This window comes from Paraburkholderia phytofirmans OLGA172, assembly GCF_001634365.1.
Lineage (GTDB): Bacteria > Pseudomonadota > Gammaproteobacteria > Burkholderiales > Burkholderiaceae > Paraburkholderia.
The window spans coordinates 195737-220833 of record NZ_CP014580.1; the positions used below are offsets into that span (position 1 = coordinate 195737).

Sequence of the window (25097 nt, forward strand, 5' to 3'; positions counted from 1 at the left end):
ACGCGGACGACGCCCTGTGCTGGACCCGCATATGGACGTGCTATCAGGTGTCCTTGATAAGGATCACAAAACAGCGAAATGCGCCGGACCTGCGCTGCATGAGCGTCCGCAACGAATGAGGGCCCCCAGCTTCCGCCTTGATAAAAAAGCGCCGCCGCGATCGCTACTTGATCCAACTCAATCGGAACGCCGACACGGCGGGTATGTTGGAACATCGTCCACCCTACGCCCCGGGCCGGTCCGATTGCCTTCGGACAGCGGCGAAAATCAAAAGGAAATCGACGTGCAAAACCTTGACCAGACTCACACACCCACTCTGCGCGCCGACGCCGACTTCAACGGCCACCCGCAAGAGAGCTGCAAGTTCTATCTCATCGGCGGCGGTATCGCTTCGTTAGCGGCAGCGGCGTTCCTGATTCGCGACGGGCATGTGCGCGGTTGCGACATCACCATTCTGGAAGCACTCGACAAACCCGGCGGCAGCCTGGACGGCGCCGGCACCGCTGAAGGCGGCTACGTCGTACGTGGCGGGCGCATGCTCGAAAGCAAGTATCTGTGTACCTATGACCTGTTCTCATCGATTCCGACGCTGGATGACAGCAAGAGCGTGACGCAGGAGATCTTCGACTGGAACGAGACAATCAGAACCTCATCGAAGTCGCGGCTCGTCAGAAACGGCAAACGCGAAGACACGCCCGAATATGGGCTCGACGAAAAACATCTGCTGGCACTGGGCCGTCTGTCGATCGAACCCGAAACAATGCTCGGCAATAGCCGGATTTCGGACCACTTCGACTCGTCCTTTTTCGAGACCAATTTCTGGCTGATGTGGTGCACGACCTTCGCTTTTCAACCGTGGCATAGCGCGGTCGAACTGCGGCGCTATCTGCTGCGCTTCGCGCATATGTCGGCCGGGTTCAACCAGTTGCACGGCATCATGCGTACGGTCTACAACCAGTACGACTCGATGATCCGGCCATTGCGCCGCTGGCTGGACGACCATGGCGTTGCGTTCCGGCCGGACACCCGGGTCACGGATCTGCTGTTCGACGAAACCGGTGAGGAAAAGCGGGTGTGCGGCATCGTCTGCGAGACCGCGCATCAGCGTCTTGAATTGCCGGTAGGGTCGGCAGACAAGGTCATCGTCACGCTCGGCTCCATGACAGCCGCTTCCAGCCTGGGTGCCATGGACCGCCCCGCGGCTTTGACCCGCACCGACGACACCGGCGCCTGGCGCCTCTGGAAAACCATCGCCGCGAGCCGCCCCGAGTTCGGCCACCCGTCCGTCTTCGCGGATCACGTCGACGCCTCGAAGTGGCTGTCGTTCACCGTGACCTTGCGCGACCCGACCCTGTTCCGGTTGATTCGCGACCTGACCGGCAATGTGCCGGGTGAAGGCGGTCTGATTACCTTTCCGGAATCGAGCTGGCTGGCGTCGATCGTGTTGCCGCATCAGCCGCATTTCATCGACCAACCCGCGGACGTGCAGGTGTTGTGGGGCTACGGCTTAAGGATCGACGAGCCCGGCGATTTTGTCGGCAAACCCATGCAGGTCTGCACCGGTCGGGAGATCCTGACGGAGATGCTTGGCCATTTGCGGGTGGAGGCGGAGTCTGCCCGAATTCTCGAACACGCCAACTGCATCCCCTGCCTGATGCCATTCATCACGAGCCAGTTCCTGCCGCGCAGCCGTGGCGACCGGCCTGCCGTGGTGCCCGAAGGCTGGCAGAATCTCGCCTTCACCGGGCAGTTCTGCGAACTGCCCAACGACGTCGTGTTCACCGTCGAATACTCGGTGCGCTCCGCGCAGAATGCGGTGTATGCGCTGCTCGGACTTAATCTCGCAGCGCCCGAAGTCTACAAGGGCCAGCATGATCCCCGGGTCGTCTACAAGGCATTTTCGACGCTACGGGACCGTTAGTCCGTGCCGTGCAGCGCGCGGCTGACGACTCGGCCGGCGCCGCAGGAGGCATCGGCGCTCAGACGGCGGTACCTGCACTCGCCGCCAGTTCCACAATATCCGCCGTGATTTCATCCTGACGGACCTGGCGGTAATTCTGCGTCAGAGCTTCGATCGTCTCTTTCACATTGGCGCGCGCGGCCAGCATGGCACGCACGCGCGCTTCATTTTCCGCGGCGAACGAGAGCATCAACGCCTCGCACAACTCGACATAGACATACGCTTCGACCAGTCCGGCAAGCAGGCGGTCTGAAGGCAAAGTGAGCAACGGCGGCTGACTGCGCCGCACGACCTGAAAACGCGAAAAATCAAACGGAATCAGGCGATGCTCGACGATCTCGCTATGGGCCGCGATGCCTGGCACCGCGTGGATGACCGAGACTTCGGTGACCACCCGTTGGTCGAGACGGAGATAAAGTGCATCGGTGATACGGCTGGCGAGTGCGGGCACATCGTCGGCATGGGAGGCGGCCGGCGAACGCCAGGCAAATGCGAGGCGACGTTCGTTTGCCGCGATCTCGCCGCGTGTGCCCACGAGCAGACACTCGCATGGCGCCGCCGCGAGTCGGGACTGTACGCGGTCGAGGATCTGTTCATTGAACGAGCCGACGAAACCCTGCTCCGCGCACAGTGCGATGACGAGCTGGGTGCCGCGCTCCGGCACACGCATTGGCGCCCCGGCACCGTGCGCGAGTACAGCGCCGATTGCGGCACCGACTGTCGAAGCCGAAGAACGGATGCCGGGCAACCGCCGTTGCGCTTCGCGCGAGCGGGCTGCCGCGATACCGCGCATTGCCCCAATCACGGCGTCGAGTTGCCGGGCAGTGGCGCTGCGCGATTCGATTTCGCTGAGTTTGCCGCTCATCGCGCACTCCCGGTGCCCGACGTGCCGCTAGTGGCTGAGGGCGTCAACTGCTGAACAAGTTCACGAACCGTGGCGACCAGCGCGCGCTGTACATCGGCGTTAAACGGGGCGGATGGCGAGCCCGCGTGCGCTTTCGCCAGTTCGGATTGCACGCGCTGGCTCTGCAGTCGTGCGGCCAATTGCGTTCGCACCTGGACAACGATCCCGGCCGGCGCCGCATCGAATACGCCCGCCGACAGTGCGGTGAGCAGCGCGATCTCGTCGACGGTACGCAGAGCGCTGAAGCGCGGTTGTGCAATCAGCGCGCGGATACGTTCCCCGCGAGCGATCTTGCCGGCGACACGCGCGTCCGTCAGACCGCCGAAGCGGCTGAACATTTCCAGCTCGAGGAACTGCGCGTAATCGAGGCGCAGGCGGCCCGACACCTCGCGTAACGCCGGATGCTGCGCCTTTCCACCGACACGGCTGACGCTCAAGCCCACATCGACGGCCGGCCGCTGGTTCGCGGCGAACAGTCCGGCATCCAGCACAATCTGGCCGTCCGTGATCGAAATGAGGTTGGTCGGGATATACGCGGACAGGTTGCCCATGTCGGTTTCCGCAATCGGCAGCGCAGTCAGCGAGCCGCCCCCCAGTTTTGCTGACAGCTTCGCCGCACGCTCGAGCAAGCGGGCATGAACATAGAAGATGTCGCCGGGATAGGCCTCGCGTCCCGGCGGTTCGCGCGTCAGGAGCGCCAGTTCACGATGCGTCGCAGCATGTTTGGTGAGATCGTCGATGACGATTAGCGCGTGCTGTCCGCGATCGCGAAAGTACTCGGCAATGGTGAAGCCCGCGAACGGTGCGATCCATTGCAGCCCGGGCGCGGACGAAGCGGCGGCGACGACAAAGATGCAGCGCTCGGGGGCGCCGTACTGACGGACGGATTCGATCACCCGCTGCACGGCGGTCGTGCGCTGGCCAATCGCGACATACACGCAGATCATGTCCGACTGCTTCTGATTGACGATCGCATCGATGGCCAGGGCGGTTTTGCCGGTGGCCCGATCACCGATGATCAACTCCCGCTGCCCGCGGCCGATCGCGAACAGCGCATCGACGAGGATCACACCGGTTTCGACCGGCTCGCTGACCAAGTCACGCTCGATGATCGCCGGCGCCGGCCGTTCGACTGCCATGCGCGTCGCCGCCACGATTGGCTCGTCACGGTCGAGCGGCCGCCCGAGCGGGTCGATCACGCGCCCGAGCAGCCCTTCTCCGACCGGCACCTCCAGCACGGTGCCGGTGCGTGTCACGCGCGCGCCCGCCTCGACCGCGGTCCCGTCGTCCAGCAGCACGACGCTGATCAGGTCAGCGTCCAGCGTGTGGGCAAAGCCCGTCGCGCCACTGTCGAAATGGAGCAGTTCATTGAGGGCCGCGTCCGGCAGGCCCGAGACAAACGCGATGCCGTCGCCGCACCGCTCGACCCGTCCGAGCGTTTCGGCGTATGGGGTCACAGCGGTGCGGGCCAGCGTGTTGCGCTGCGCCGCGAGCCACGGATCGTCGACCATGTCAGCTGGGCACATGCTCGCTACCCAGCAGCGCCGCCCTGATCTGCGCGAGATCGGCCCCGAAGTTATTGCGCACCACGGCGTGGGCGGCCCGCAGTTCCAGCCCGGCAATCAGTTGCGGATCGACCTCGACCTCAAGAGACACCGCCCGGTTCAGGCACGCTGCGAGCACAGTGCGGCAATGTTCCAACTCCTGCGGACTCGGCGCAAGCGGCGCGGCTAGCGTGAGCGCCACGCCGTCTGCGCCGAGCTGCGCGCGGACCGGCTCGGGGAGTTGTGCAATGGCGTCGGCGAGACCGTCGATGAAGCCGCTCACGCGCACGTTCTCCGGCAGCTTCGCGAGCAGCTTTGCCGCGATGTCGACGGCGAGCTGGGTGGCCCGGACTGCGACGAGTTTGTCCTGTTCGACACGCGCGGCCTCGGCTTCGGCGTCGGCGGCCGCGCGCAGCCTGTCCGCATCGGCTTGCGCGGCAGCCAGTAAGGCGGCCTTTTCCGCCGCCGCGTCCGCGGCCACCGCTTTCATGGCGTCGCCACGCGCGGCGACAAGCTGCTGCGTCTCGCGAGCCGCTGTGTCGCGCTCCAGAACCGCCGCGCGCTTCGCCGCGTCGGCGTCCGCGATCAGCGTCTGCGCCGTCTTCTGGCGCTCGGCGATGATCCCCGCGACCGGGCGGAACAGGAACCGCGCCAGCAGCCAGATCAGGACCAGGGCATTGATCGTCTGCAGCGCGAGCGTCGACCAGTCGATTCGCATGACCGCCGCCTATTTCACGAACGGGTTGGCAAACAGCAGGAGCAACGCGATCACGAGGCAATAGATCGCCATTGTCTCGATCATGGCAAGCCCGACGAATAGCGTGCGAGACACGGTGCCGGCCGAGTCGGGCTGCCGCGCGATGGCATCCATCGCGGCTGCGACGGCGCGGCCTTCGGCAAGCGCCGGGCCGATCGCGCCGAACGATACGGCGAGCGCCGCGGCGGCGATGCTGACGATTTCAATGAGGTTATTCATGAGGCTTCGCCCTTTTTCACACTAACGGGATGATGGGTATCGCTGATCGCAGCACCGATGAACACCATCGACAGAACGGCAAAAATATAGGCTTGCACGGCGCCCGTAAGCAGGTCCAATGCCATCAGCGGAATGGGGACGAGCAGGCCGGCGAGCGAAAGAATGATGCCGATTACGAACACACCGCTCATCACGTTGCCGAACAGGCGCACCACGAGAGAAAACGTCCGCGTGATCTGTTCGACGACGTTTAGCGGAATCATGACCCAGCTCGGTTCGGCAAAAGCAGCGAGGTAGCCCGCCGTGCCGCGCGTACGAATGCCGTAGAAAATCGTCGCACCCAGCACGATCAGAGCGAGCGCGGCATCCGTCTCGAGGTGCGCGGTGGGCGGCGTCACACCCGGCACCAGGGCGGACCAGTTGGCGATCAGCACAAAGAGGAACAGTGTGCCGATCAACGCGCGATAGGTGGCGGGACCGGTTTGCATGGTGTCGCGGATCTGCTGATCGATCGTCTCGACCAGCAGCTCCAGCACGGTTTGCACCTTGCCCGGCGTGAGCGACAGGTTGCGGGTCAGCCAGGCGGACACCGCGGTCATCAGGATGATGATTGCCCAGGTCGCGATCACGGGCTCAGTGATCGAGAGCGGACCGAGATGCAGGAGCGGCGCGGTGGCCAGCGGCGAAGCGGTCATGGCTGGCCTCCATGGCGCCGCATTACGATGGCGCGTGCGAGCAGAAAGCCGGCCATTCCGGCAAGCAGCGCCAATGCGCCGACGTGCGCGAGCAGGAACAGCAGCGCGCCGGTGAGCGCGAAGCGGGCAAGCTGTAACGCCAGCGCCGCGGCCGCGCGGCCCTCGGCGAAGAGCGGCCAGTTCCAGCGCAGCGACATGAAGTGCCACGCGCCGGACAACGTGCCGAGCGCGAGTCCCATGGACAACTGTGCGATCAACGGTAGCGGACTAGTCATCGCGGCCCCGTTGCTGACGATGCATCCATTTCCATGCCGACCAGAAACCGATCGCAGCGCCGACCATCAGCAGCGGTGCCGAGAAAAACACGCGCGTGCCGAAGGTCCGGTCCAGCCAGTGTCCGATCGCGAGCCCCATCAGGGTCGGCAGGACAATGGCCCACCCTAGGATGCCAATCTGGCCGAGCCTACTACCCAGCGACGGCTCCGGTTCAGCGCGTCCGCGCGAATCGAGCTCGGCGGCCTGGCGAGCCGCGCCGGCCATCCTGTCGTCAGGCGGTTTGCGCTCGTCGATCTGGTGTGGATTCATCGTGGGTTGGCTCCCATGCCGGGTCCGTCGGCACCGTCGGCGCCCGGGCGCGGCCGTAGATAGCGCAACATCTGACGCACGGCGCGAGCATGCAGCTGCAATTGCTCGACACGGGCACGCCGCGCCGCATCGTCCTCGTCGGCATGACGGCTGCGGACCCCCGCTTCCAGATTTTCCAGCGAATCGCCGGAGATTGCTTCGCGGCAGGCGATTGATATCTGAACGCCGCGCGATACCAACAATACGCCGCCATCCACCGCGCAATAGCGCGTCGTACCGTCCGCGCAGGTCCAGCGGACCACCGACGGCGTCAGCAGCGTCACGAAATCGGCATGTCCGGCGCGGATGCCGAACGAGCCGCTTTCGTCTTCGGCGCGCAGAGACACGATCTCGACAGCATCGAACCATACCCGCAGCGGCGTCGCCACAGTCAGGGTCAGCGGCGCGGCGCTCATTGCACTGGCTCCACGCCGCGCGCCGCCACGTCCTGCGAGGCGGCAGCCTCTTCCTTGCGACGGCCTTCGTCGAGTGTGCCGATCATGTAGAGCGAGCTTTCCTGCCATGTATCACACTCGCCGGCGAGAATCGCCTTGCAGCCGGCGATCGTGTCGGCGACTGCCACGGAGCGGCCTGCTTCGCCCGTAAAGGCTTCGGTCACGGCAAACGGCTGGGTCAGGAATCGCTGCAGGCGCCGCGCACGCCCTACGAGGGCGCGGTCTTCGGCACCCAGTTCCTCGATACCGAGCAAGGAGATCACGTCCTGCAGCTCACGGTAGTGCTCGATGATCCGGCGCACCTCGGTCGCGACTGCCGCGTGTTCCTCGCCGACCACGAGCGGATCGAGCAGGATCGAAGACGACGCGATCGGATCGATGGCGGGATACATGCCTTCGGCGGCCATCGAACGGGACAACACGACCATGCTGTCGATATGCGCGGCAATCGCGGTCACGGCAGGGTCGGTGAAATCGTCGGCGGGCACGTAGACGGCCTCGATTGCCGTGACCGATACGTCGCCGACCGACACGATGCGCTCCTGCAGACTCGCGACTTCGCTCGCCAGTGTCGGCTGGTAGCCGACTCGCGAAGGCATGCGCCCCAGCAGGCCCGACACCTCGGCGCCCGCCTGCACGAAGCGAAACACGTTATCCATCAGCAGCAGTACGTTTTGCCGGCGTTCGTCGCGGAAATACTCGGCGATCGTCAATGCCGTAAACGGCACGCGCCAGCGTGCGCCAGGCGGTTCGTTCATCTGGCCGTACACCAGCACCGTGCGCGCCAGCACGCCCGACGTGCGCATGTCGAGCAGCATCTCATGCCCTTCGCGCGAGCGTTCGCCAACGCCTGCGAACACCGAAATCCCCTGGTAGCGCTCGACCATCGCATGGATCAATTCCATGACCAGGACGGTCTTGCCGACGCCCGCACCACCGAACATCGCCGCCTTGCCACCCTGGGCGAGCGGCGCAAGCAGGTCAATCACCTTGATGCCCGTCGAAAACAGCGTAGTGGCGCCGGTCTGCGCGGCGAGCGGCGGCGCTGCACGATGAATCGGACGGCGCTCGATCTGCGCGGGGAGCGCCGCGCCGTCGTCACGGGTCGCGCCCGTGACGTCGAGCAGCCTGCCGAGCACCGCCTCGCCGACCGGCGCCTCGATGGAACCGCCACAGGCTTGCACGCGAGCGCCGCGTCGCAATCCCGCCGTCGATTGCAGCGCCAGCGCCCGCACCGTTGTTTCGCTCAGATGGGCTTGAACTTCGGCGAGAACCGGCGCGAGATCGTCCGGCAGGATGAGGAGCGCGTCGTCGATGGCCGGAAGCTGATCAGCCGCAAACCTGACGTCGACGACAGCACCCCGCACAGCGACAACGCAGCCGTCGCTTACGGCGGGCTGTCTCGCTGGCAAGGGTGCTGTTGAATGAGTCGACATATCGAGGATTCCTTGCGGCCGCTTTTTTGATAGTCGCACGATACCGCCCCAATCGACCGATAAATTGACTTCCATCAAACGTATGAGAAATGACGCCTCACGATGCCTAAGCGAGAGGCCGACTATGCCACGCCCATCGTTACGAAGTGTCGACGGATCAGCACGCCCATTCCAGATTTCGGGATTTGGCGATGTGCCGCTTAAGTCCGCTGACAAAAGCCGCAAGCGCGGTGTGTGCGCCGTGATGAACCTCGCTCGCAGTGACTTTGCATTCGGCGACGGCCGGCTTGCCCACAATCTGCTGCATCTCATGCAGCGCTTTGTCAGCGCCTCCTCCACCGAAGCTGCAAAAGAACGCCACTTGCGGCAGCTGTGCCCGGTTCTCGATGAGGTAAGAACGCACCGGTGCTGATACCGAACTCGCCCACACCGGCGAGCCGATGACAACGAGGTCGTACGCCGAGACGTCCAACCCCGCCGGTACGATTTCAACGTGCCGCTTGCGGATGGCATCGAACAGTGAGCGCAGATAGCCGCCAGGCCCGTCACGATCGCTGCAATCGCAGATCTCTTCAAGATCGGCGGCCAGCATCTTTGCGAGCGCCGACGCGAGCGAACGCGTGGTGCCGGTACGCGAGTAATACACGACAAGAACCTTTGCTTCGGGCATTTCCGATCTCCTGACCGCACACCGCAGTGCGCTCACATGCGGGATTCGCAGTGCATGGCACGAGCATAGGTGCGGTTGGGCGCGTTCTCATGATCCATGTCAAGCGATGAACTTGAGCGTCATTACCACGCCATGGCGTGTAGGAAATCCCTGACAAGAACGCAGGACGCCCTACGCCAAGCTCAGCGCGACCTGATTTCTATCGGCCATGCGCTGACCAATACTGAATTTCAGGACAGCAGCAATCGAAAACCCTCGCGACACCCTCGATAAGCGCGCGGAGGTTGACCTGTAAGGAGACCGGCCATGCCGAACGATACTTTTTCCGTCCGTGCCACAGCGCTGGCTGGACAACCGAAAGAGGCACGCAACGCCGTCAGTGAATTCGATGAAATTCTCGCGCTGGCCCGAGAGTCCGGAATGCTGATCACGCTGGACGGACAAATTGGCCGCGAGAAGTATCAAAGCATCGCGGGCTCGCTGCACGCCTTCAAACGCTTCGCTGAAGCCCTCTGCAACAACTTCGGCCAACGCGCTGCAGTGTGACGGGCGTGCGGCTCATCCGCCAAAAGAGGTGAAGCAATGAAGCTGACTTTTCTAGGTGCGGCAGAAACCGTCACCGGCTCGAGGTATCTGCTGGAGGGAGCCGGCCTTCGGGTGCTGATCGACTGCGGGCTTTTTCAGGGCACAAAGAATCTGCGCCTGCTTAACTGGAGCGCGTTCCCGGTTCCCGTCGAATCACTCGATGCCGTGATCCTGACGCATGCCCACCTGGATCACAGCGGTTATCTGCCAGTCCTCGCGCGGATGGGATATCGGGGACCCGTCTATTGCACCCGTGGCACCCGCGACCTGTGCGAAGTGTTGTTGCGCGACAGCGCCAAACTGCAGGAAGAAGAGGCTGCTTTCGCGAACCGGCATGGATTTTCGAAACATCATCCGGCGCTGCCGCTATACACGCTCGAAGACGCCGAAAAGGCGCTGCAGCTGCTCGTGCCACGCGAGTTCGATGTCCCGAAGCAACTGAACGAGCAAGCGTGCTTCCGGCTGTTGCCGTCCGGGCACATTCTGGGCGCCGCCAGCGTCGTGGTGTGCATGGAAGGCAAGGTGATCGCCTTCTCGGGCGATGTTGGCCGTCCGAACGATCCGATCATGCGCGCGCCCATGCCGCTTGCGCACGCCGACTATCTGGTAGTCGAGTCCACCTACGGGGATCGTCTGCACGAGGCCGCCGATCCGGCCACCGAACTCGCCGACATCTTCGCGCGCACCTTCCAGCACGGTGGCGTGGTCGTGATTCCATGTTTCGCGGTCGGCCGTGCACAATCCATTCTTCACTACATCGCTCGCCTGAAGGCATCTGGCCGGATGGCCAATGTGCCGGTGTTTCTCGACAGCCCGATGGCGTCGAGCGTCACGCAGCTGTACCGGCATCATGTGGGCGAGCATCGCCTCACGATGACCGAAGCCAACGCGATCAGCAGCGCGGCCGAAATGGTGCGTACCGTCGACGAATCCAAAGCCGTCTCGGCCCGCCACGGTCCGATGGTAGTGATCGCCGGCAGCGGGATGGCAACGGGCGGTCGGGTCGTGCATCACCTGAAGGCGTTCGCACCCGATAGCCGCAATACGATCGCGCTGGTCGGCTATCAGGCGGCCGGCACACGTGGCGCCGCGCTTGCCGCCCATGTGCCCGAGATCAAGATTCACGGCGGCTATGTGCCTGTGCGGGCTTCGGTCGTCACGCTATCGTCGCTGTCCGCGCATGCGGACTACCACGAACTAACAACATGGCTTCACTCCATCTCAGTGCCGCCGGAGCGAACGTTCGTCACCCACGGCGAGCCTGCCGCCGCTGACGCGCTGCGGCGTCATATCGAAGAAACGCTTCACTGGCGCTGCGAGGTACCCACCTACCTCGAATCCGTTGAACTGCCCGGATCGGCGAGCGATGCAGACATTCATCCCTGCGCGGCAACGGCGATGTCCGACCCTGAAATGGCTGATCCAGATCAATCGGCCAGCCGTCCCGAAGTGAGCTAATCAACATATCTTGAAGAATAACGAGGGCATGTCATGAAGAATCTAGCGGATTCATTGTCGGGACCACCTGTGTCCGGAGCGGCCACCCAGACGAAGGCCTCGACGGCGAAGCCCCTGCGGCTCGGCCTGCTGACGGCGCTTGTGATCGGGTCGATGATCGGCAGCGGTGTGTTTTCACTGCCGCAGAACATGGCATCGGGCGCCGGTGCCGCCGCAGTGTTGATTGGTTGGCTGATTACCGGAGTGGGCATGTTGATGCTCGCCTTCGTCTATCAGACCCTGACGACGCGAAAACCCGATCTCGACAACGGCATCTATGCGTATGCCCGCGCCAGTGCCGGCGAATTCGTCGGCTTCAACTCCGCATGGGGCTACTGGGTCAGCGCGTGGATCGGCAATGTCGGCTATCTCGTCATCGTGTTCGGCACACTCGGTTATTTCTTTCCGGTATTCGGCGACGGCAACACACGCGCCGCGGTATTGGGCGCGTCGATCGTGCTTTGGATCATGCATGCGGTGATTCTGCGCGGCGTGCGCAGCGCGGCCGTTCTCAATGCGATCACTACGGTGGCCAAGGTCATTCCTTTGCTGCTGTTCATTCTGCTCGCGCTCGCGGCATTCAGAAGCCATATCTTCACGCAGGACTTCTGGGGCAGCCCGAAGCTCGGCAGCGTGTTCACGCAGGTCAAAAGCACGATGCTGATCACCGTATGGGTATTCATCGGCATCGAGGGGGCAAATGTGTTTTCGGCCCGCGCGCAACGTCGTCAGGATATTGGGCGCGCGACCCTCCTCGGTTTCACTGTGGTGTTGCTGTTGCTGATGGCGGTATCGCTGCTGTCGCTTGGCATCGTCTCGCAGAGCGATCTGGCCGCAATGAAGAACCCGTCGATGGCTGGCGTGCTCGACAAGGCCGTCGGCACCTGGGGAGCGGTGCTGATCAGCATCGGGCTGCTGGTGTCGGTAGGCGGTGCGCTGCTCGCGTGGACCTTGCTGGCTGCGGAAACGCTATTCACGCCCGCGAGCGGCGGCGTGATGCCGGCCTTCCTCGCCCGCGAAAACAGCCACGGCGTACCCGCCAATGCCCTTTGGGTGACGAACGGGCTCGTACAGCTGTTCCTGATCATCACGCTGGTGTCGAACGCGACGTATCAGGCGTTGATCTCGCTCGCGACCTCGATGATCCTGGTTCCTTATCTCTTCTCGGCTGTGTACGCGACCCGGATTGCCATGCGCGGCGACGGCTACGCGGTGACCGACACCGTCCGTGGCCGCGACATGCTGATCGGCGCGGTCGCAAGCGTCTACTGCTGCTGGCTGCTGTATGCAGCCGGCCCGAAGTATCTGCTGCTTTCCGCTCTGCTCTACGCACCTGGCGTCCTGCTGTATGGCTGGGCAAAACACGAACGCGGCGCACGTCTTTTCAAGCCCTTCGAAGCCATCATTCTGGCCGCGCTGATCGGACTCGCCGCAATCGCCGCCTGGCTGCTGTCAAGCGGCGCGTTAGGCCTGTAAGCCGCCATTCCATTACAAGGAGAACCTCTATGGCACTCGGCGTCATTTCCGAGGTCGGCACCTTGCGCAAGGTCATGGTCTGCCGGCCCGGGCTCGCCCAGGCGCGCCTGACCCCGGCCAATTGCCGCGAACTGCTGTTCGACGATGTATTGTGGGTTTCGCAAGCCAAGACCGACCACTACGCGTTTGTCAGCGCGATGCAGGATCGCGGCATTGAAGTGCTCGATATGCATGACCTGCTCGCGGACATTCTGCAAGGCCAGGACGCACGCGACTGGGTACTCGAACGCAAGCTGTCGTCAGGCACTGTCGACCTGGAACTATCCGCGCAACTGCTGCCCTGGCTCAACGAGATGAAAGCCGACGAGCTCGCCAACCGGCTGATCGGCGGGATCGTGCGGGCCGAGCTGCCGTTTGAGCCCACGGGCTTGCTGGCGAAATGTACAGAGCCTGCCGGGTTTCTCCTTCCGCCGTTGCCCAATACGCTCTTTACCCGCGACAACAGTTGCTGGATCAACGACGGCGCCGTACTCGGCTCGATGTACTGGCCCGCGCGCCGCCAGGAAACGCTATTGAGCGCCGCGATCTACCGCTTTCATCCGCTTTTCAGCGGCGGCACGCGCATCTGGTGGGGCGGCCCTGATGTCGATCACGGTGGCGCTACGCTGGAAGGCGGCGACGTCATGCCTTTATCGCGCGACGTCGTGCTGATTGGCATGGGTGAGCGCACGTCGCCGCAGGGCGTCGCACAACTCGCACGATCTCTTTTCGCACATGAATCGGTGAAACATGTAATCGCCGCGCAGTTGCCACGTTCGCGCGGCGCGATGCATCTCGATACGGTGCTGACCTTCTGCGACCGCGACCTGGTCACGATCTTTCCGGAAGTCGTCGATGGCATTCGCTGCACCAGCCTGCGCCCGTCGCAACGGCCACACACGCTCGATGTCCGGCCCGAGACCGCATCGTTTCTCGATGTCGTCGCCCAGGCGCTAGGTCTTAAAGAACTTCGCACCGTCGCCACCGGTGGCGACACATGGGAGGTCGAGCGCGAACAGTGGGACGACGGCAACAACGTGATCGCGCTCGCGCCAGGCGTCGTGGTGGCCTACAACCGCAACGTCTACACGAACACGCTACTGCGCAAAGCCGGTGTCGAAGTCATCACGATTCCGAGCGGGGAACTGGGGCGCGGGCGCGGCGGCGGACATTGCATGACCTGTCCGATCGAACGCGATCCCGTCTGACACTCCTCCTGCCTCCCATATTTCAAGGACCACACGCCATGGCATTCAACCTGCGCAACCGCAGCCTGCTAAATATGCAGGACTTCACCCCGCGCGACATCCGTTTTCTCCTCGACCTCGCCGCCGAACTGAAGCGCGCCAAATACGCCGGCAACGAAGTCGCTCGGCTCAACGGCAAGAACATCGCGCTGATTTTCGAAAAGACCTCGACCCGCACGCGCTGTGCGTTCGAGGTTGCCGTGCACGACCAGGGCGGCCATGTCACCTACATCGATTCGGCGAGCTCGCAACTTGGCCGCAAGGAGTCGCTCAAAGACACCGCGCGCGTGCTCGGCCGGCTCTACGACGGGATTGAATATCGCGGCTTTCACCAGAGCGTCGTGGAGGATCTCGCGAAGTATTCGCATGTTCCCGTATGGAACGGCCTGACCGACGAATTCCATCCGACCCAGGTACTCGCGGACCTGCTGACGATGCAGGAATTTGGCGAAAAGCCACTGCACGAGCTGTCATTCTGCTATCTCGGCGACGCCCGCTTCAACATGGGCAATTCACTGCTGATCGGCGGCGTGCAGATGGGCATGGATGTGCGTATTGCCGCGCCGCGCGAACTGTGGCCCCACGACGACCTTGTGGAACAGATGCGGCGCCTTGCGGAACGGACCGGCGCTCGCGTGACGATCGTCGACGATCCCCATGAGGCAGTGAGCGGCGCCGACTTTGTCTATACCGACGTATGGGTTTCGATGGGCGAGCCGGTGGAGGCCTGGGGGCCGCGCATCGAGCTCCTGCGGCCATACCAGGTCAATGCCGCGTTGATGAAAGCGACGGGCAAGCGGCGCACCCACTTCATGCATTGCCTACCCGCTTATCACAATCTGGAGACCGAAACCGGCCGGCAGATTCACGAGCACTTTGGTCTGTCCGAGCTCGAAGTCAGCGATGAAGTCTTCGAATCGAATGCGTCGATTGTGTTTTCGCAGGCTGAAAACCGCATGCACACGATCAAGGCGGTACTCGTGGCGACACTTGCTTAAGGAACCATCATGCGCATTCTGATCGCACTGGGCGGTAACGCGCTGCTTCGACGTGGCGAGCCGATGACGATGTCCCACCAGATCGCCAATATCCGTCGCGCCGCACAGCAGATCGCGCGGCTTGCCGACGGCAATCAATTGATCGTCGCGCACGGTAATGGACCCCAGGTCGGCCTGCTGGCGTTGCAGGCCGCCGCCGCGGGTGCGGCTGGTGCGGCGCCGCTGGATGTGCTCGACGCCGAGTCGGAAGGCATGATCGGTTATCTGCTCGAGCAGGAACTGGCTAATGCCTTGCCGCCCCAACGGCAGGTGGCGACGCTGCTGACGCGCGTCGAGGTCGACGCCGGTGACCCGGCTTTTACTCACCCCACCAAACCAATCGGTCCCGTTTACACAGAGGCGGAGGCCAAGCGTCTGGTCATCAGCAAAGGCTGGAGCGTCGATCAGGACGGCGATGATTTCCGCCGCGTCGTCGCGTCGCCGAAACCGCGACGCATCGTGGCGCTTCAGCCCATTCACTGGTTGCTCGACCACGATACCGTTGTGATCGCAGCCGGGGGCGGTGGAATTCCGGTCACGGTCGGAACCGATGGGCGGACTCGCTGCGGCGTCGAGGCCGTAATCGACAAGGATCTGTGCAGCGCGCTGCTTGCAGCGGACGTGGACGCCGATCTGCTGCTGATCGCGACCGACGTGGACGCAGTCTATGCCGACTGGCACACGCCCTGCGAAAGCGTGCTGAGCGAGGTATCGGTGGCGGGACTTCGCTCGATGTCTTTCCCTGCCGGCTCAATGGGGCCGAAGGTCGAGGCTGCGTGCGAGTTCGTCTCACGCACTGGCCGGCCGGCAGTCATCGGCTCGCTCGACCGCATCGAGCAGATGGCAAACGGTACGGCAGGTACGCGTGTCGTGCGCGCGTAAAGAGCGTTCGGCGATCGGTTAGCTCGTGATGGGACCGGTGAAGGCCGCGCTCGAGTCGAGCGTCCGCTATCTCGCCGCCGGTGCGCTGAAAACAAGAGCCGCATCGGGTATCGACCACTTCAACGCGTTGCTTTCGAGATGCAGCGCGCGCCCGCGCAGCATCTCGTCACGATCGAGGAAATCGGCTGGATCACCGCCGTTCTCGCGAGCGACGCAGGCATGCTGTTGATTGGCTCGACCGTCTACACGGACGCGGGTTTTCATGGCATGGCCTGAGCACGGATTGCCGTCGGCGCATCCAGATGAAGTCTCGCGCGCTACCGCGCCGTTGATCTGAATCAATGTCAGCGACTACCTGGCTCCTAGACTCAGATCACGCGTTCATACGCCACTCACCCACTTCTGGAGCGTTGCAATGACCTACAAGACCATCGTCGTTCACCTGGATACGAGTGAGCGCGCGCACCCCAGGCTCGAACTCGCGCTGCGGCTCGCCAAGCAATTCGATGCCCATCTGACCGGCGTGTTTGCCGTGTTCTCGCCCGATCCGCGCTCGCTCTACGTGATGGCCGGAACCGCCGAATACTACGCTACGCACGAACAGCTGCGCGAAGAACGCCGCGGCGCGCTCGAACGGCTCTTTCATGCGGAGCTGAGCCGGGCCGAGGTTGCCGGCGAGTGGATCACCGCCGACGCCCCGGCCAGCCTCGCCGTGCCGCATCGCGGCCGGTGCGCCGATCTGATCATCGCCAGCCAGGATGATCCTGGCGATCCGGAATCGTACGTCGGCGATTTTTTTCCTGAAAACCTGATCATGTCCGCTGGCCGGCCGGTGTTGCTGGTGCCGTACGCCAGCAACGTCACGTCGCCCGGTGCGCACGTGATGGTCGGCTGGGACGGCAGCCGCGAAGCCACCCGTGCGGTACACGATGCGCTGCCGTTCATGCGCGCGGCGAAGACCTCCACGATCGTCACAATCAACGGCGCGCGTGACGAGCCGCGCCCGCGCATTCCGGGCGCGGACATCGCGACGCTCATCGCGCGGCACGGCGTCAACGTCGAGGTCAAGGATATCGAATCCTACACGGACGCGTCCATCGGCGAGGCGCTGTTGTCGCAGGCATCCGCGATCGGCGCAGATCTGCTCGTGATGGGTGCGTACGGGCACGCTCGCTGGCAGGAACTGGTGATGGGCGGAGCGACCCGCACGATCCTCAAATCGATGACCGTGCCGGTACTGATGTCACATTGATGAACCGAGGCTTCGAGTCAGGTCCATTCAGGAGAGTTCACCATGTATCAACAGATTCTGGTTGCCGTCGACGGCAGTGAAACGTCCGCGCGTGCCCTTGACGCAGCATTGCAACTCGCGCGCGATGCCGGCGCAAAACTACAACCCCTTTTTGTCGTTGACGTCCCCATGCTGGTATATGACACGCCCGGTTCCGACCTGACCCATGCCCGCAATGCACTATTGGAGCGAGGCGAAAATGTGATCAAAGACGCAGTCGCGCGCATGAAGCGGGCCGGCGTGCAGGGCACGCCGCGCATCGTCGAAACCGACCTGGCGGGCGACGACATCGCGCATTGCATACTGCGCGCGGCAAACGATTTCAAGGCCTGCCTGGTGGTAATGGGCACGCACGGGCGACGGGGCTTCCAGCGACTGGTGCTCGGCAGTGTGGCCGAACGTTTTCTGCGCATCTCGCAGTGCCCGGTGCTAATGATCCCGGCGCACAGCGCCAAACCTTCGGCAAACGGCGCGCAGACAGTCGAATCAATCAAGGAGCCGTCATGACCTGCAAAACCCTACTGGTGCATCTCGACGACAGCACCCTTAGCGCCGCGCGGACCGAATTCGCACTTGAACTGGCCGGCCGGCACGACGCGCATCTGATCGGCCTGTATGTGGTTTGTCAGGATCTGACACAGCCGATGTTTCTTCACGGCGAACGCGCATGGGTCGCGGCTCTCGAAGCGCAACGCCATGCCAATCTCGAAAGCGCGCAAGCGCGTTTCATGGCGGCAGGCGAACGAGCCGGGCGCAGCGTGGAATGGCGGGCACCGGGCGGGCCTGCGGTGGAAACGGCGGTCCTGCACACACGCCATGCCGACCTCCTGATCCTCGGTCAGTATGATCCCGACGACCCTTCGTCCTATATCGCACACCATTTTGTCGAGGACGTGCTGATGAGCTCAGGCCGCCCCGCCATTGTGCTGCCCTATGCCGGGACTGTCCGTTCGTTTGCCGAAAACGTGCTGATCGCGTGGGACGGCGGCCGCGAGAGCGCCCGGGCCATGGCCGATGCGTTGCCGGTGATCAAACGCGCGAAATTCGTCACCGTGATGACCGTGCAGCGACACCAGGGTAACGAAGCGCCAGCTGGCATCGACGTCGCCGGCTGGCTCGAACGGCACGGCATCCAGGCGGGATTTTCGGCCGTGCCCAAGGTGGTCGGCGTCCCTACAGGCGCAATGCTGCTGAACATGGTTGCCGATCGTCATATCGATCTGCTGGTGATGGGCGCGTACGGACATGCACGCGCACAGGAACTGCTGGTCGGCGGCGTCACACGGACCCTGCTTGAGTTGATGACCGTGCCGGTGCTGATGTCGCATTGATCTGACAAGTCACGAATTGCGCGAAAAAAGCCCTCGTGCAAATTAAAGCGCCCGGTTTTCAGGGCGCTTCTTTTTTGGGCCTCGGTTTCCCGGGCGCGCCCCCCCGCCCGATTACAGGTACGACGGTATTTCGTCCATGTCCCGTTCGCGTCGGACCAGCAGAACGGGCATCCCGGCACGCCGTAAAAATGCTTCGGCGACACTACCGAGCAACACCCGCCCGATGCCATGACGCCCATGCGTGCCCATTACAACGAGATCGGTTTCACACTCTTCTGCGACGCGGCAGAGGACCGTGACGATGTCTTCGCCATACGCGTCAATCGTCCGGGTTATTCCGCGCACGTTGCACTGTTCGAAGAGCGCGCGAGCGTCTTCGAGCGTCGCCATCGCTGCTTCAGCGGCCGCTGTACCGGTTGCCTGCTCCTCGACCAATCCCGTTCCTACGTCGACCATTTGCGCAGCATGTTCGGCGACAAATATCACCACCACCGTCGCCTGTGCGGCTTGGGCGATTTTCAGCGCTTCTTCGAGCGCGAGTTTCGCGGCCTGTCTGCCGTCGATTGCTACGAGAATCCGTCTGTATATGACCTCCTCCTTGAATTCGCACCCGTCCCGAACGGGCGTGGTGATCAGGCGGCGACGAGCTTTCAGTCTGCGGTTCGCAGATCGGAATGCGCTTGACGATGACCAAGCGCCAACGGCTCGCTGTCTGCACACATTCGTGTACGGCGCGGCTCCCATGGTGAGTTGGCTGCATACTGGCACGATCCGTGCAAACCGCGCACAATAGGCAGCGCACGCGTTATGCCGGTTGGTCGCAATTAAAGAAAATATTAGTGACTTTCCCTGATCCGCGCCTGCGCCATCAGCCAGCGCTGCGGATTGCCCACCATCCAATGAGGCGCACATGCCCTTTCGCGGTAAGATGCCATTCGCCCAAAAGTCGCTTTCGCCCGTGCGGGTTGTCCCGCCTGAGCGGCGTCCCATGCTTGTCGCGGCGGGTACATTTGCTATCGTCGTTGTTGCTGCGCTCGGTGCGTGGCGCTGGGTCGGCGAGCAGTCATTACGCGCTGCCAACGGCCGCTTTGATCAGAATACTGTGCATATCACCGCTGACCTGCAGCGCGAGTTCGCCATCGGCGAATCGCTTCTGCGCGGCGCGCGCGGCTTGCTCTCCGCCGCGCCAGCGGCCGATGCCGACACCTGGCGCCGATATGTCGCGCAACTCGATCTGGACGGAACGTCGTCCGTGGTGCGCGCGCTTGGCTATGCTGAAGTTGACGCCGCAGGTGTTGCCCGCCTGACGGGCGGCATCGGTAACGTGGCCGGACAAGCCGCCACGCCACAACCGGTCGCGCCAGTTACCCAGATAGCGCCGGCCACCGTCGATGCGATGCCAGTCGGCTACGACCTGGCTAGCGCACCCGCGAGCCGTACGGCGTTGCTGCACGCCATCGATACAGGGGCAAGCGCGCTCAATGCGGACGCCGCGCCGTCCGGCGATACCGACTCGAACCCTCACTCGCGTCTTTACCTCTATGTTCCGGTGTATTCGGACGCCGGATTGCCGCCAACGCCACAGGCGCGCCGTGCGGGCATCAAGCGGCTGCTGGTAGCGGCTCTGGACACCGACCGCGTATTCGATAACGCCCTCGCCCGGCAACGGCGCATTGATCTGCAGGTATTTAGCGGAACCCCTGCCACGCTGCTTTATTCGTCCGCCGTGGGAGACGACGACCAGCTGGAGACGGCGCCTGTCATCCGTAGAACCGAGGTCTTGCGCGTCGGCGGTGTACCTATCACGCTGTCCTACAGGACGAGCGGCCGCTATCCGCGAGCCGAGGACGAGTTTGCAGAAACCACGGTGTTGATCGCCGGCGTTGCGGCAGCATGCCTGTTCAGCGCCATGGCCTTCCTGATCGTCAGGAGGCGCAGCGCCGGATCAGCCGCGACGAGCGAGGCGCGCAGCCAGTTGAACCTGAACGAGGCACGGATGATGGGGATCATCCGCTCATCGATGGAAGCGATCATCACAGTCGACGAACGACAGAATATCGTCATCTTCAATCCCATGGCTGAACAGGTTTTTGGATGCACCGCAATGGAAGCGGTGGGCGCCTCGCTCTCGCGATTCATTCCCGAGCGCTTTCGCGCGGGACACGAGCGGCATGTCGAACAGTTCGGCGTGACCGGTGTTTCCGACCGGCAGATGGGCAGGCAGCGTGTATTGTTCGGCTTACGGAGCAATGGCGAAGAGTTTCCGATTGAAGCGTCGATCTCGCAGATCCGCGACGGCGATGGCAAGCTGTATACGGTCATGCTGCGCGACATCACCGAGCGGGTCAAAGCGGAAAATGCGCAGCGGCAAGCGCGCGAGGAACTACGCGAACTCTCGGCGAATCTGCAGAACGTTCGCGAGGAGGAAAAAACCCGCATCGCACGCGAGCTGCACGACGACCTTGGGCAGCAATTGACTGCCCTCAAGATGGACATTTCTTCGGTCGAACAAGACCTTGAAACCACGGCTGAACCGCGCCTGCTGCAGCAACTGCGTGGGATGCGCCGACTGATCGATGCGACGGTCGCGTCGGTGCGCCGGATAGCGGCCGATCTGCGCCCGGTCATGCTTGACGATCTCGGTCTGATTCCGGCGATCGAATGGCTCGCCAATGACTTTACAAACCGCTACGGCATCGATGTGGAGCGCCGGATCGAAGTCGGCGACACCAGCTTTACACCGACGGGCGCAACGACGCTATTTCGTATCGTGCAGGAAGCGCTAACCAATGTCGCCCGGCATGCGGAAGCGACGCTCGTCACGCTGACGTTGCACGTCGAAGGGGGCGTTTGCGTGTTGCAGATCGCGGACAACGGCCATGGCGCGAACCGCTCGCCCACCTCCGGCGACAAATCGTTTGGCCTGCTCGGTATCCGCGAGCGTGCACACATGCTGGGCGGTACCGTCGAAATTCATACTTCCAATGACAAGGGCTTTGCGCTGACCGTGACCTTTCCGGTACTGGCGGTGCAACAGCAGGAGATGCAAACATGATTCGAGTGCTAATCGCAGACGATCACACGTTGGTGCGTGACGGTCTGCGGCATATCCTGCAAGGCGCAAGCGGCTTCGAGGTGGTCGGCGAGGCCAATGACGGTGTCAGCACGATAGCGCTGGCCCGCTCTAACGCTGCCGACGTGCTCGTGCTCGATCTGTCGATGCCGGGCCGAAACGGCGTCGAGCTGATCAAACAGATCAAGGAGGAAAAGCCGGCGCTGCGCATTCTCGTGCTCACCATGCATGCGGAGCAGCAATATGCGGTACGCGCCTTCAAAGCGGGGGCATCAGGGTATCTAACCAAGGAAAGCGCCAGTGCCGAACTGGTCACCGCGGTCAGCAAAGTCGCATCCGGGGGCGTCTACGTGAGTCTCGCGATGGCCGAACGTTTTGCACAGAGCCTGAACGAACCCGCCGACACGTTGCCCCATCAGCGTCTCTCCGACCGTGAGTTCGATGTATTCCGCCGTATCGCCGCAGGCCAGACGCTCACCGAAATCGCCACGGAGTTGTGTGTCAGCAGCAAGACGGTGAGCACCTATAAAACGCGCATCCTCGAAAAAATGCAGATGCCGCACGAAGCCGCACTGGTGCGTTACGCGCTGCGCCATAAGCTGCTCGGGGAAGACGACGAGATCTAGATCGGGCGGCACACCGGCAGCCGGACCGGATTCAATCGTCACATCAATTCGCCCACTCACGCGGCGACATCCACCTCGACTTTCGCCGCGTGTAGGAAATTCCCTACACGCCTTCGCGCTCGCCTACCCGAAGTTCGTTCACCGCCGATTTTAATTTGAGACAGCGCGGCCGATACTTCGAGTCATGAACTCAAGCCCGTCCCAGCAAGCACTGCGCGTTTTCCTCGTTGAAGACATGATCCCGATCAGACAACGGATGGCAGCGCGCTTCGGCGCAATCGACGGTGTGGAGATTGTCGGCGAGGCAGAGGAACCCGCCGCCGCGCTCGCCGGTATCGACGCCACCGGAGCCGACGTCGTCGTCGTCGATTTTCGCCTGACCGGCGGCACCGGTATGGAACTGCTGCATAGCCTCGCGCACAGCACATCGCCGGTGATAACGATCGTGCTGACGAATCATTCGAGTGCCGGGTTCAGGCAGGCATGCCTCGCGGCCGGCGCGCAGTACTTCTTCGACAAGACGAGCGAATTCGATCTCGCATGCGAGACGATCAAGCGGATTGCCCACGGGCACAGCGCACGTGGCCTCAACTACACAGGAGCACATCATGTCTGACGTCGCCGAATATTCTGAAATCATGCCGCTGCAGCGTGTCCCACTGCCGGCCTCAGGCCATTCCGCGCTCGCGCCGTCAGTACCGGTCCGCCCCGCCGCACGCTGCTCGAGCTGCTCGCTGCGCTCGATCTGTATGCCACAAGGGTTGACGAAAGCTGAACTGGAGCGCATGGAGTCGCTGATGTGCGTTTCCCGCACGATCAAAACCGGTGAATCGCTATACCGCGCCAACGATTCATTCCAGAGCATCTATGCGGTCCGCGCCGGCTCGTTCAAGACCGTCGTCATGCATCGCGACGGCCGGGAACAGGTCACCGGTTTTCATCTGGCCGGTGATTCGCTCGGTCTCGACGGCGTCTGCTCAGGGCAGCACAGCTGCGACGCGATCGCCATCGAGGACAGCAATGTCTGCATCATCCCGTTTCATCTGCTCGAAGTCATGTGCCGCGAGGTGAAGGTGGTGCAGCAGCACGTCCATCGTCTGATGGGCGGCGAGATCGTTCGCGAGGCGACACTCATGATGCTGCTCGGCACGATGTCCGCCGACCAGCGGGTCGCCGCCTTCCTGTTGAACCTGTCGGGAAGGCTCAAGACACGCGGCTACTCGCCGGCCAGTTTCAATTTACGCATGACACGCGAGGAGATCGGCAGCTATCTCGGGATGAAACTCGAAACCGTCAGCCGCATGTTTTCGAAGTTCCAGAAAGACGGCCTGGTCGACACGCATGGCAAGCAGATCAGGATTCTTGACCTCGAAGGCCTCGCGCGCGTGTAGTCCCGGACATGAAATGCACGCTGCCAGACGCAGCAGCTTCGGTTGACAAGGCGTTTCACGAGCGAACAACCTTCGGAAGAGGCGTGTTAAGGCGGCGCAGTTAGCCGCCTTTTTTTCGCGCTCGTGCAGCGTTTGACGGATCGATAGCACCGCGGTTCCGTCATTTATTTAACCGCAGTATCACCAGCAGCGCTTGATCTGAGTCAAGCCATGCATAAGGCCATCTGACACGATGGCTTAACGACGTGACCCGACAACCGGCAGCGCATGCCCGGATCGGTCGATCCGGAAAAAGCGCAGGAGGCCCCGAATGAACGCACTTCCCCAGAACACGGCTTGGTCCATCGACGAACATCAATTGGATCCGAATGCCGGCATCGAAGAAAAACTGCGGTTTGCACTGCGATACGCAGTGCTGGCGCCATCCAACCATAATACGCAACCGTGGCACTTCATCGTCGACGGTGACTGCGTCACGTTGTGTGCGGACCGTATGCGGGCGCTGCCGGTGGTCGATCCCTTTGACCGCGAGCTGATCATCAGCTGTGGCGCGGCGCTGTTCAATCTCCGCGTCGCGCTGAGCCGCTTCGGTCTGGCCTACGCGATTACGCTGTTTCCCTCGCCTGCCGACGTGGACGTGCTGGCGCATCTGCGGATCCTGCGCGATAGCCATTGCGACGCCAGCCTTGCACCGCTATTCGACGCCATGCCTCGGCGCGTCACGACGCGTGAAACCTTCGCTGACGAGCCCATCCCGGTGGAACTCCAGTTGCGGCTCGAGGAAGCGGGCGCCGCCGAGGGCGCGGATATCGTCTGCGCCGGGAACGCGGTCATCCGCGAGCGCCTGGCCACGCTGATCGCTGAAGCCGATCAGGCGCAATTCAAGGATCCGCGCTTCAGGCGCGAACTCGCGAGCTGGATCCATCCGAAACGCAGTCAGGATGGCATGCCTGCATTGTCGCCGGGCATGCGTGCCGTGCTCGATCTCGCGGTGCCCCTGGTAGGTTCGGTGATTCGCACGTTCGACCTGGGGGGCGGCATGGCGGCCGCCCATCACACGCTGGCCGCCGGCTCGCCGCTACTGCTGTGTATCGCCACCGGAGCGGACGATGCCGCAGCGTGGCTGGCGGCGGGTCAGGCGCTTGAACGGGTGCTGCTTACCGCCGCTGACGAGGGCATCACGGCGTCCTATCTGAATCAGCCGATCGAAGTGGCTCCACTGCGCGACACATTGCGCGCCGCCCTGAATCTGGACGGTGTGCCGCAATTGCTGTTGCGTATCGGCCGCGGCCGGCAAGCGCCTCATTCGCCGCGACGTCCGCTTGCCGAAGTCGTGTCGTAGGAACGAAGCGACCCAC

General features: G+C 63.0%; 26 protein-coding genes and 1 pseudogene. 16 read left to right on the forward strand and 11 right to left on the reverse strand.

The annotated features are described in order from the left end of the window. Positions 1 to 316 precede the first annotated feature (316 nt). Positions 317 to 1921 carry an oleate hydratase gene (locus AYM40_RS36555; protein WP_063501118.1) on the forward strand — a complete coding sequence of 535 codons (1605 nt, stop codon included), beginning with the start codon at positions 317 to 319 and terminating at the stop codon, positions 1919 to 1921. 58 nt (positions 1922 to 1979) lie between these two features. On the opposite strand, the gene AYM40_RS36560 is transcribed toward AYM40_RS36555, so the two are convergent. From AYM40_RS36560 to AYM40_RS36605, 10 genes are all read right to left on the reverse strand, one after another. Continuing rightward, positions 1980 to 2825, reverse strand: coding sequence for a F0F1 ATP synthase subunit gamma (locus AYM40_RS36560; protein WP_063501042.1), 846 nt, complete (start codon positions 2823 to 2825; stop codon positions 1980 to 1982). Next, the gene (locus AYM40_RS36565; RefSeq protein ID WP_420488529.1) at positions 2822 to 4390 is read right to left on the reverse strand and encodes a F0F1 ATP synthase subunit alpha; all 1569 of its coding nucleotides are present in this window, start codon (positions 4388 to 4390) and stop codon (positions 2822 to 2824) included. The genes AYM40_RS36560 and AYM40_RS36565 overlap by 4 nt, the downstream gene beginning before the upstream one ends. Continuing rightward, positions 4377 to 5126 (reverse strand): F0F1 ATP synthase subunit delta, encoded by a 750-nt coding sequence (locus tag AYM40_RS36570; RefSeq protein WP_063501044.1) that lies wholly within the window; start codon positions 5124 to 5126, stop codon positions 4377 to 4379. Before AYM40_RS36570 ends, AYM40_RS36565 begins: the two co-directional genes overlap by 14 nt. Positions 5127 to 5135: 9 nt before the next feature. Further along, positions 5136 to 5384 carry a F0F1 ATP synthase subunit C gene (locus AYM40_RS36575; RefSeq protein WP_012427417.1) on the reverse strand — a complete coding sequence of 83 codons (249 nt, stop codon included), beginning with the start codon at positions 5382 to 5384 and terminating at the stop codon, positions 5136 to 5138. Beyond that, positions 5381 to 6079 carry a F0F1 ATP synthase subunit A gene (locus tag AYM40_RS36580; RefSeq protein ID WP_063501045.1) on the reverse strand — a complete coding sequence of 233 codons (699 nt, stop codon included), beginning with the start codon at positions 6077 to 6079 and terminating at the stop codon, positions 5381 to 5383. Before AYM40_RS36580 ends, AYM40_RS36575 begins: the two co-directional genes overlap by 4 nt. Next, on the reverse strand, positions 6076 to 6354 hold the full coding sequence (locus AYM40_RS36585) for an ATP synthase subunit I (RefSeq protein WP_063501046.1): 279 nt from the start codon (positions 6352 to 6354) through the stop codon (positions 6076 to 6078). The genes AYM40_RS36580 and AYM40_RS36585 overlap by 4 nt, the downstream gene beginning before the upstream one ends. Then, positions 6347 to 6664, reverse strand: a complete 318-nt coding sequence (locus AYM40_RS36590) for an AtpZ/AtpI family protein (RefSeq protein ID WP_063501047.1) — start codon at positions 6662 to 6664, stop codon at positions 6347 to 6349. The genes AYM40_RS36585 and AYM40_RS36590 overlap by 8 nt, the downstream gene beginning before the upstream one ends. Then, a complete protein-coding gene (locus AYM40_RS36595) occupies positions 6661 to 7119 on the reverse strand; it encodes a F0F1 ATP synthase subunit epsilon (RefSeq protein WP_063501048.1) in 459 nt (152 codons plus the stop codon). The genes AYM40_RS36590 and AYM40_RS36595 overlap by 4 nt, the downstream gene beginning before the upstream one ends. Further along, complete coding sequence (gene atpD, locus AYM40_RS36600; RefSeq protein WP_063501049.1) at positions 7116 to 8594, reverse strand: F0F1 ATP synthase subunit beta; 1479 nt, start codon at positions 8592 to 8594, stop codon at positions 7116 to 7118. Before atpD ends, AYM40_RS36595 begins: the two co-directional genes overlap by 4 nt. A 157-nt stretch (positions 8595 to 8751) precedes the next feature. After that, complete coding sequence (locus AYM40_RS36605) at positions 8752 to 9264, reverse strand: flavodoxin family protein (RefSeq protein WP_063501050.1); 513 nt, start codon at positions 9262 to 9264, stop codon at positions 8752 to 8754. Positions 9265 to 9570: 306 nt separating this feature from the next. On the opposite strand from AYM40_RS36605, the gene AYM40_RS36610 reads away from it, so the two are divergent. The 10 genes and pseudogenes from AYM40_RS36610 (at position 9571) to AYM40_RS36650 (ending at position 18649) form a co-directional block, all read left to right on the forward strand. Then, complete coding sequence (locus tag AYM40_RS36610) at positions 9571 to 9810, forward strand: hypothetical protein (protein WP_063501051.1); 240 nt, start codon at positions 9571 to 9573, stop codon at positions 9808 to 9810. Positions 9811 to 9846: 36 nt separating this feature from the next. Then, complete coding sequence (locus AYM40_RS36615; RefSeq protein ID WP_063501052.1) at positions 9847 to 11307, forward strand: MBL fold metallo-hydrolase RNA specificity domain-containing protein; 1461 nt, start codon at positions 9847 to 9849, stop codon at positions 11305 to 11307. Between the two features lie 33 nt (positions 11308 to 11340). Next, the gene (gene arcD, locus AYM40_RS36620) at positions 11341 to 12822 is read left to right on the forward strand and encodes an arginine-ornithine antiporter (protein WP_063501053.1); all 1482 of its coding nucleotides are present in this window, start codon (positions 11341 to 11343) and stop codon (positions 12820 to 12822) included. A gap of 29 nt (positions 12823 to 12851) precedes the next feature. Next, a complete protein-coding gene (locus AYM40_RS36625) occupies positions 12852 to 14069 on the forward strand; it encodes an arginine deiminase (protein WP_063501054.1) in 1218 nt (405 codons plus the stop codon). Positions 14070 to 14107: 38 nt separating this feature from the next. After that, a complete protein-coding gene (gene argF, locus AYM40_RS36630) occupies positions 14108 to 15106 on the forward strand; it encodes an ornithine carbamoyltransferase (protein WP_063501055.1) in 999 nt (332 codons plus the stop codon). A 9-nt stretch (positions 15107 to 15115) separates the two neighbouring features. Further along, positions 15116 to 16027 carry a carbamate kinase gene (arcC, locus tag AYM40_RS36635; protein ID WP_063501056.1) on the forward strand — a complete coding sequence of 304 codons (912 nt, stop codon included), beginning with the start codon at positions 15116 to 15118 and terminating at the stop codon, positions 16025 to 16027. A 25-nt stretch (positions 16028 to 16052) separates the two neighbouring features. Then, positions 16053 to 16303 (forward strand): annotated as a pseudogene (locus tag AYM40_RS39700) (SDR family oxidoreductase); the annotation flags it as partial. Positions 16304 to 16442: 139 nt separating this feature from the next. Continuing rightward, positions 16443 to 17279, forward strand: coding sequence for a universal stress protein (locus AYM40_RS36640; protein WP_063501057.1), 837 nt, complete (start codon positions 16443 to 16445; stop codon positions 17277 to 17279). A gap of 42 nt (positions 17280 to 17321) precedes the next feature. Further along, a complete protein-coding gene (locus AYM40_RS36645; RefSeq protein ID WP_063501058.1) occupies positions 17322 to 17825 on the forward strand; it encodes a universal stress protein in 504 nt (167 codons plus the stop codon). Beyond that, positions 17822 to 18649 (forward strand): universal stress protein, encoded by an 828-nt coding sequence (locus tag AYM40_RS36650; protein WP_063501059.1) that lies wholly within the window; start codon positions 17822 to 17824, stop codon positions 18647 to 18649. Before AYM40_RS36645 ends, AYM40_RS36650 begins: the two co-directional genes overlap by 4 nt. Before the next feature lie 111 nt (positions 18650 to 18760). On the opposite strand, the gene AYM40_RS36655 is transcribed toward AYM40_RS36650, so the two are convergent. Further along, positions 18761 to 19285 (reverse strand): universal stress protein, encoded by a 525-nt coding sequence (locus tag AYM40_RS36655; RefSeq protein WP_335341247.1) that lies wholly within the window; start codon positions 19283 to 19285, stop codon positions 18761 to 18763. Between the two features lie 274 nt (positions 19286 to 19559). Between AYM40_RS36655 and AYM40_RS36660 the strand changes: the two genes are divergently transcribed. From AYM40_RS36660 to AYM40_RS36680, 5 genes are all read left to right on the forward strand, one after another. Further along, positions 19560 to 21704: a CHASE domain-containing protein gene (locus tag AYM40_RS36660; protein WP_082855554.1), complete on the forward strand. Its 2145-nt coding sequence runs from the start codon at positions 19560 to 19562 to the stop codon at positions 21702 to 21704. Beyond that, on the forward strand, positions 21701 to 22348 hold the full coding sequence (locus AYM40_RS36665; protein WP_063501060.1) for a response regulator transcription factor: 648 nt from the start codon (positions 21701 to 21703) through the stop codon (positions 22346 to 22348). Before AYM40_RS36660 ends, AYM40_RS36665 begins: the two co-directional genes overlap by 4 nt. 184 nt (positions 22349 to 22532) lie before the next feature. Beyond that, the gene (locus AYM40_RS36670) at positions 22533 to 22964 is read left to right on the forward strand and encodes a response regulator (RefSeq protein WP_063501061.1); all 432 of its coding nucleotides are present in this window, start codon (positions 22533 to 22535) and stop codon (positions 22962 to 22964) included. Beyond that, on the forward strand, positions 22957 to 23739 hold the full coding sequence (locus AYM40_RS36675) for a helix-turn-helix domain-containing protein (protein WP_082855555.1): 783 nt from the start codon (positions 22957 to 22959) through the stop codon (positions 23737 to 23739). Before AYM40_RS36670 ends, AYM40_RS36675 begins: the two co-directional genes overlap by 8 nt. A gap of 310 nt (positions 23740 to 24049) precedes the next feature. Further along, positions 24050 to 25081, forward strand: coding sequence for an Acg family FMN-binding oxidoreductase (locus tag AYM40_RS36680; protein WP_063501062.1), 1032 nt, complete (start codon positions 24050 to 24052; stop codon positions 25079 to 25081). The last annotated feature ends 16 nt before the right edge of the window (positions 25082 to 25097 follow it).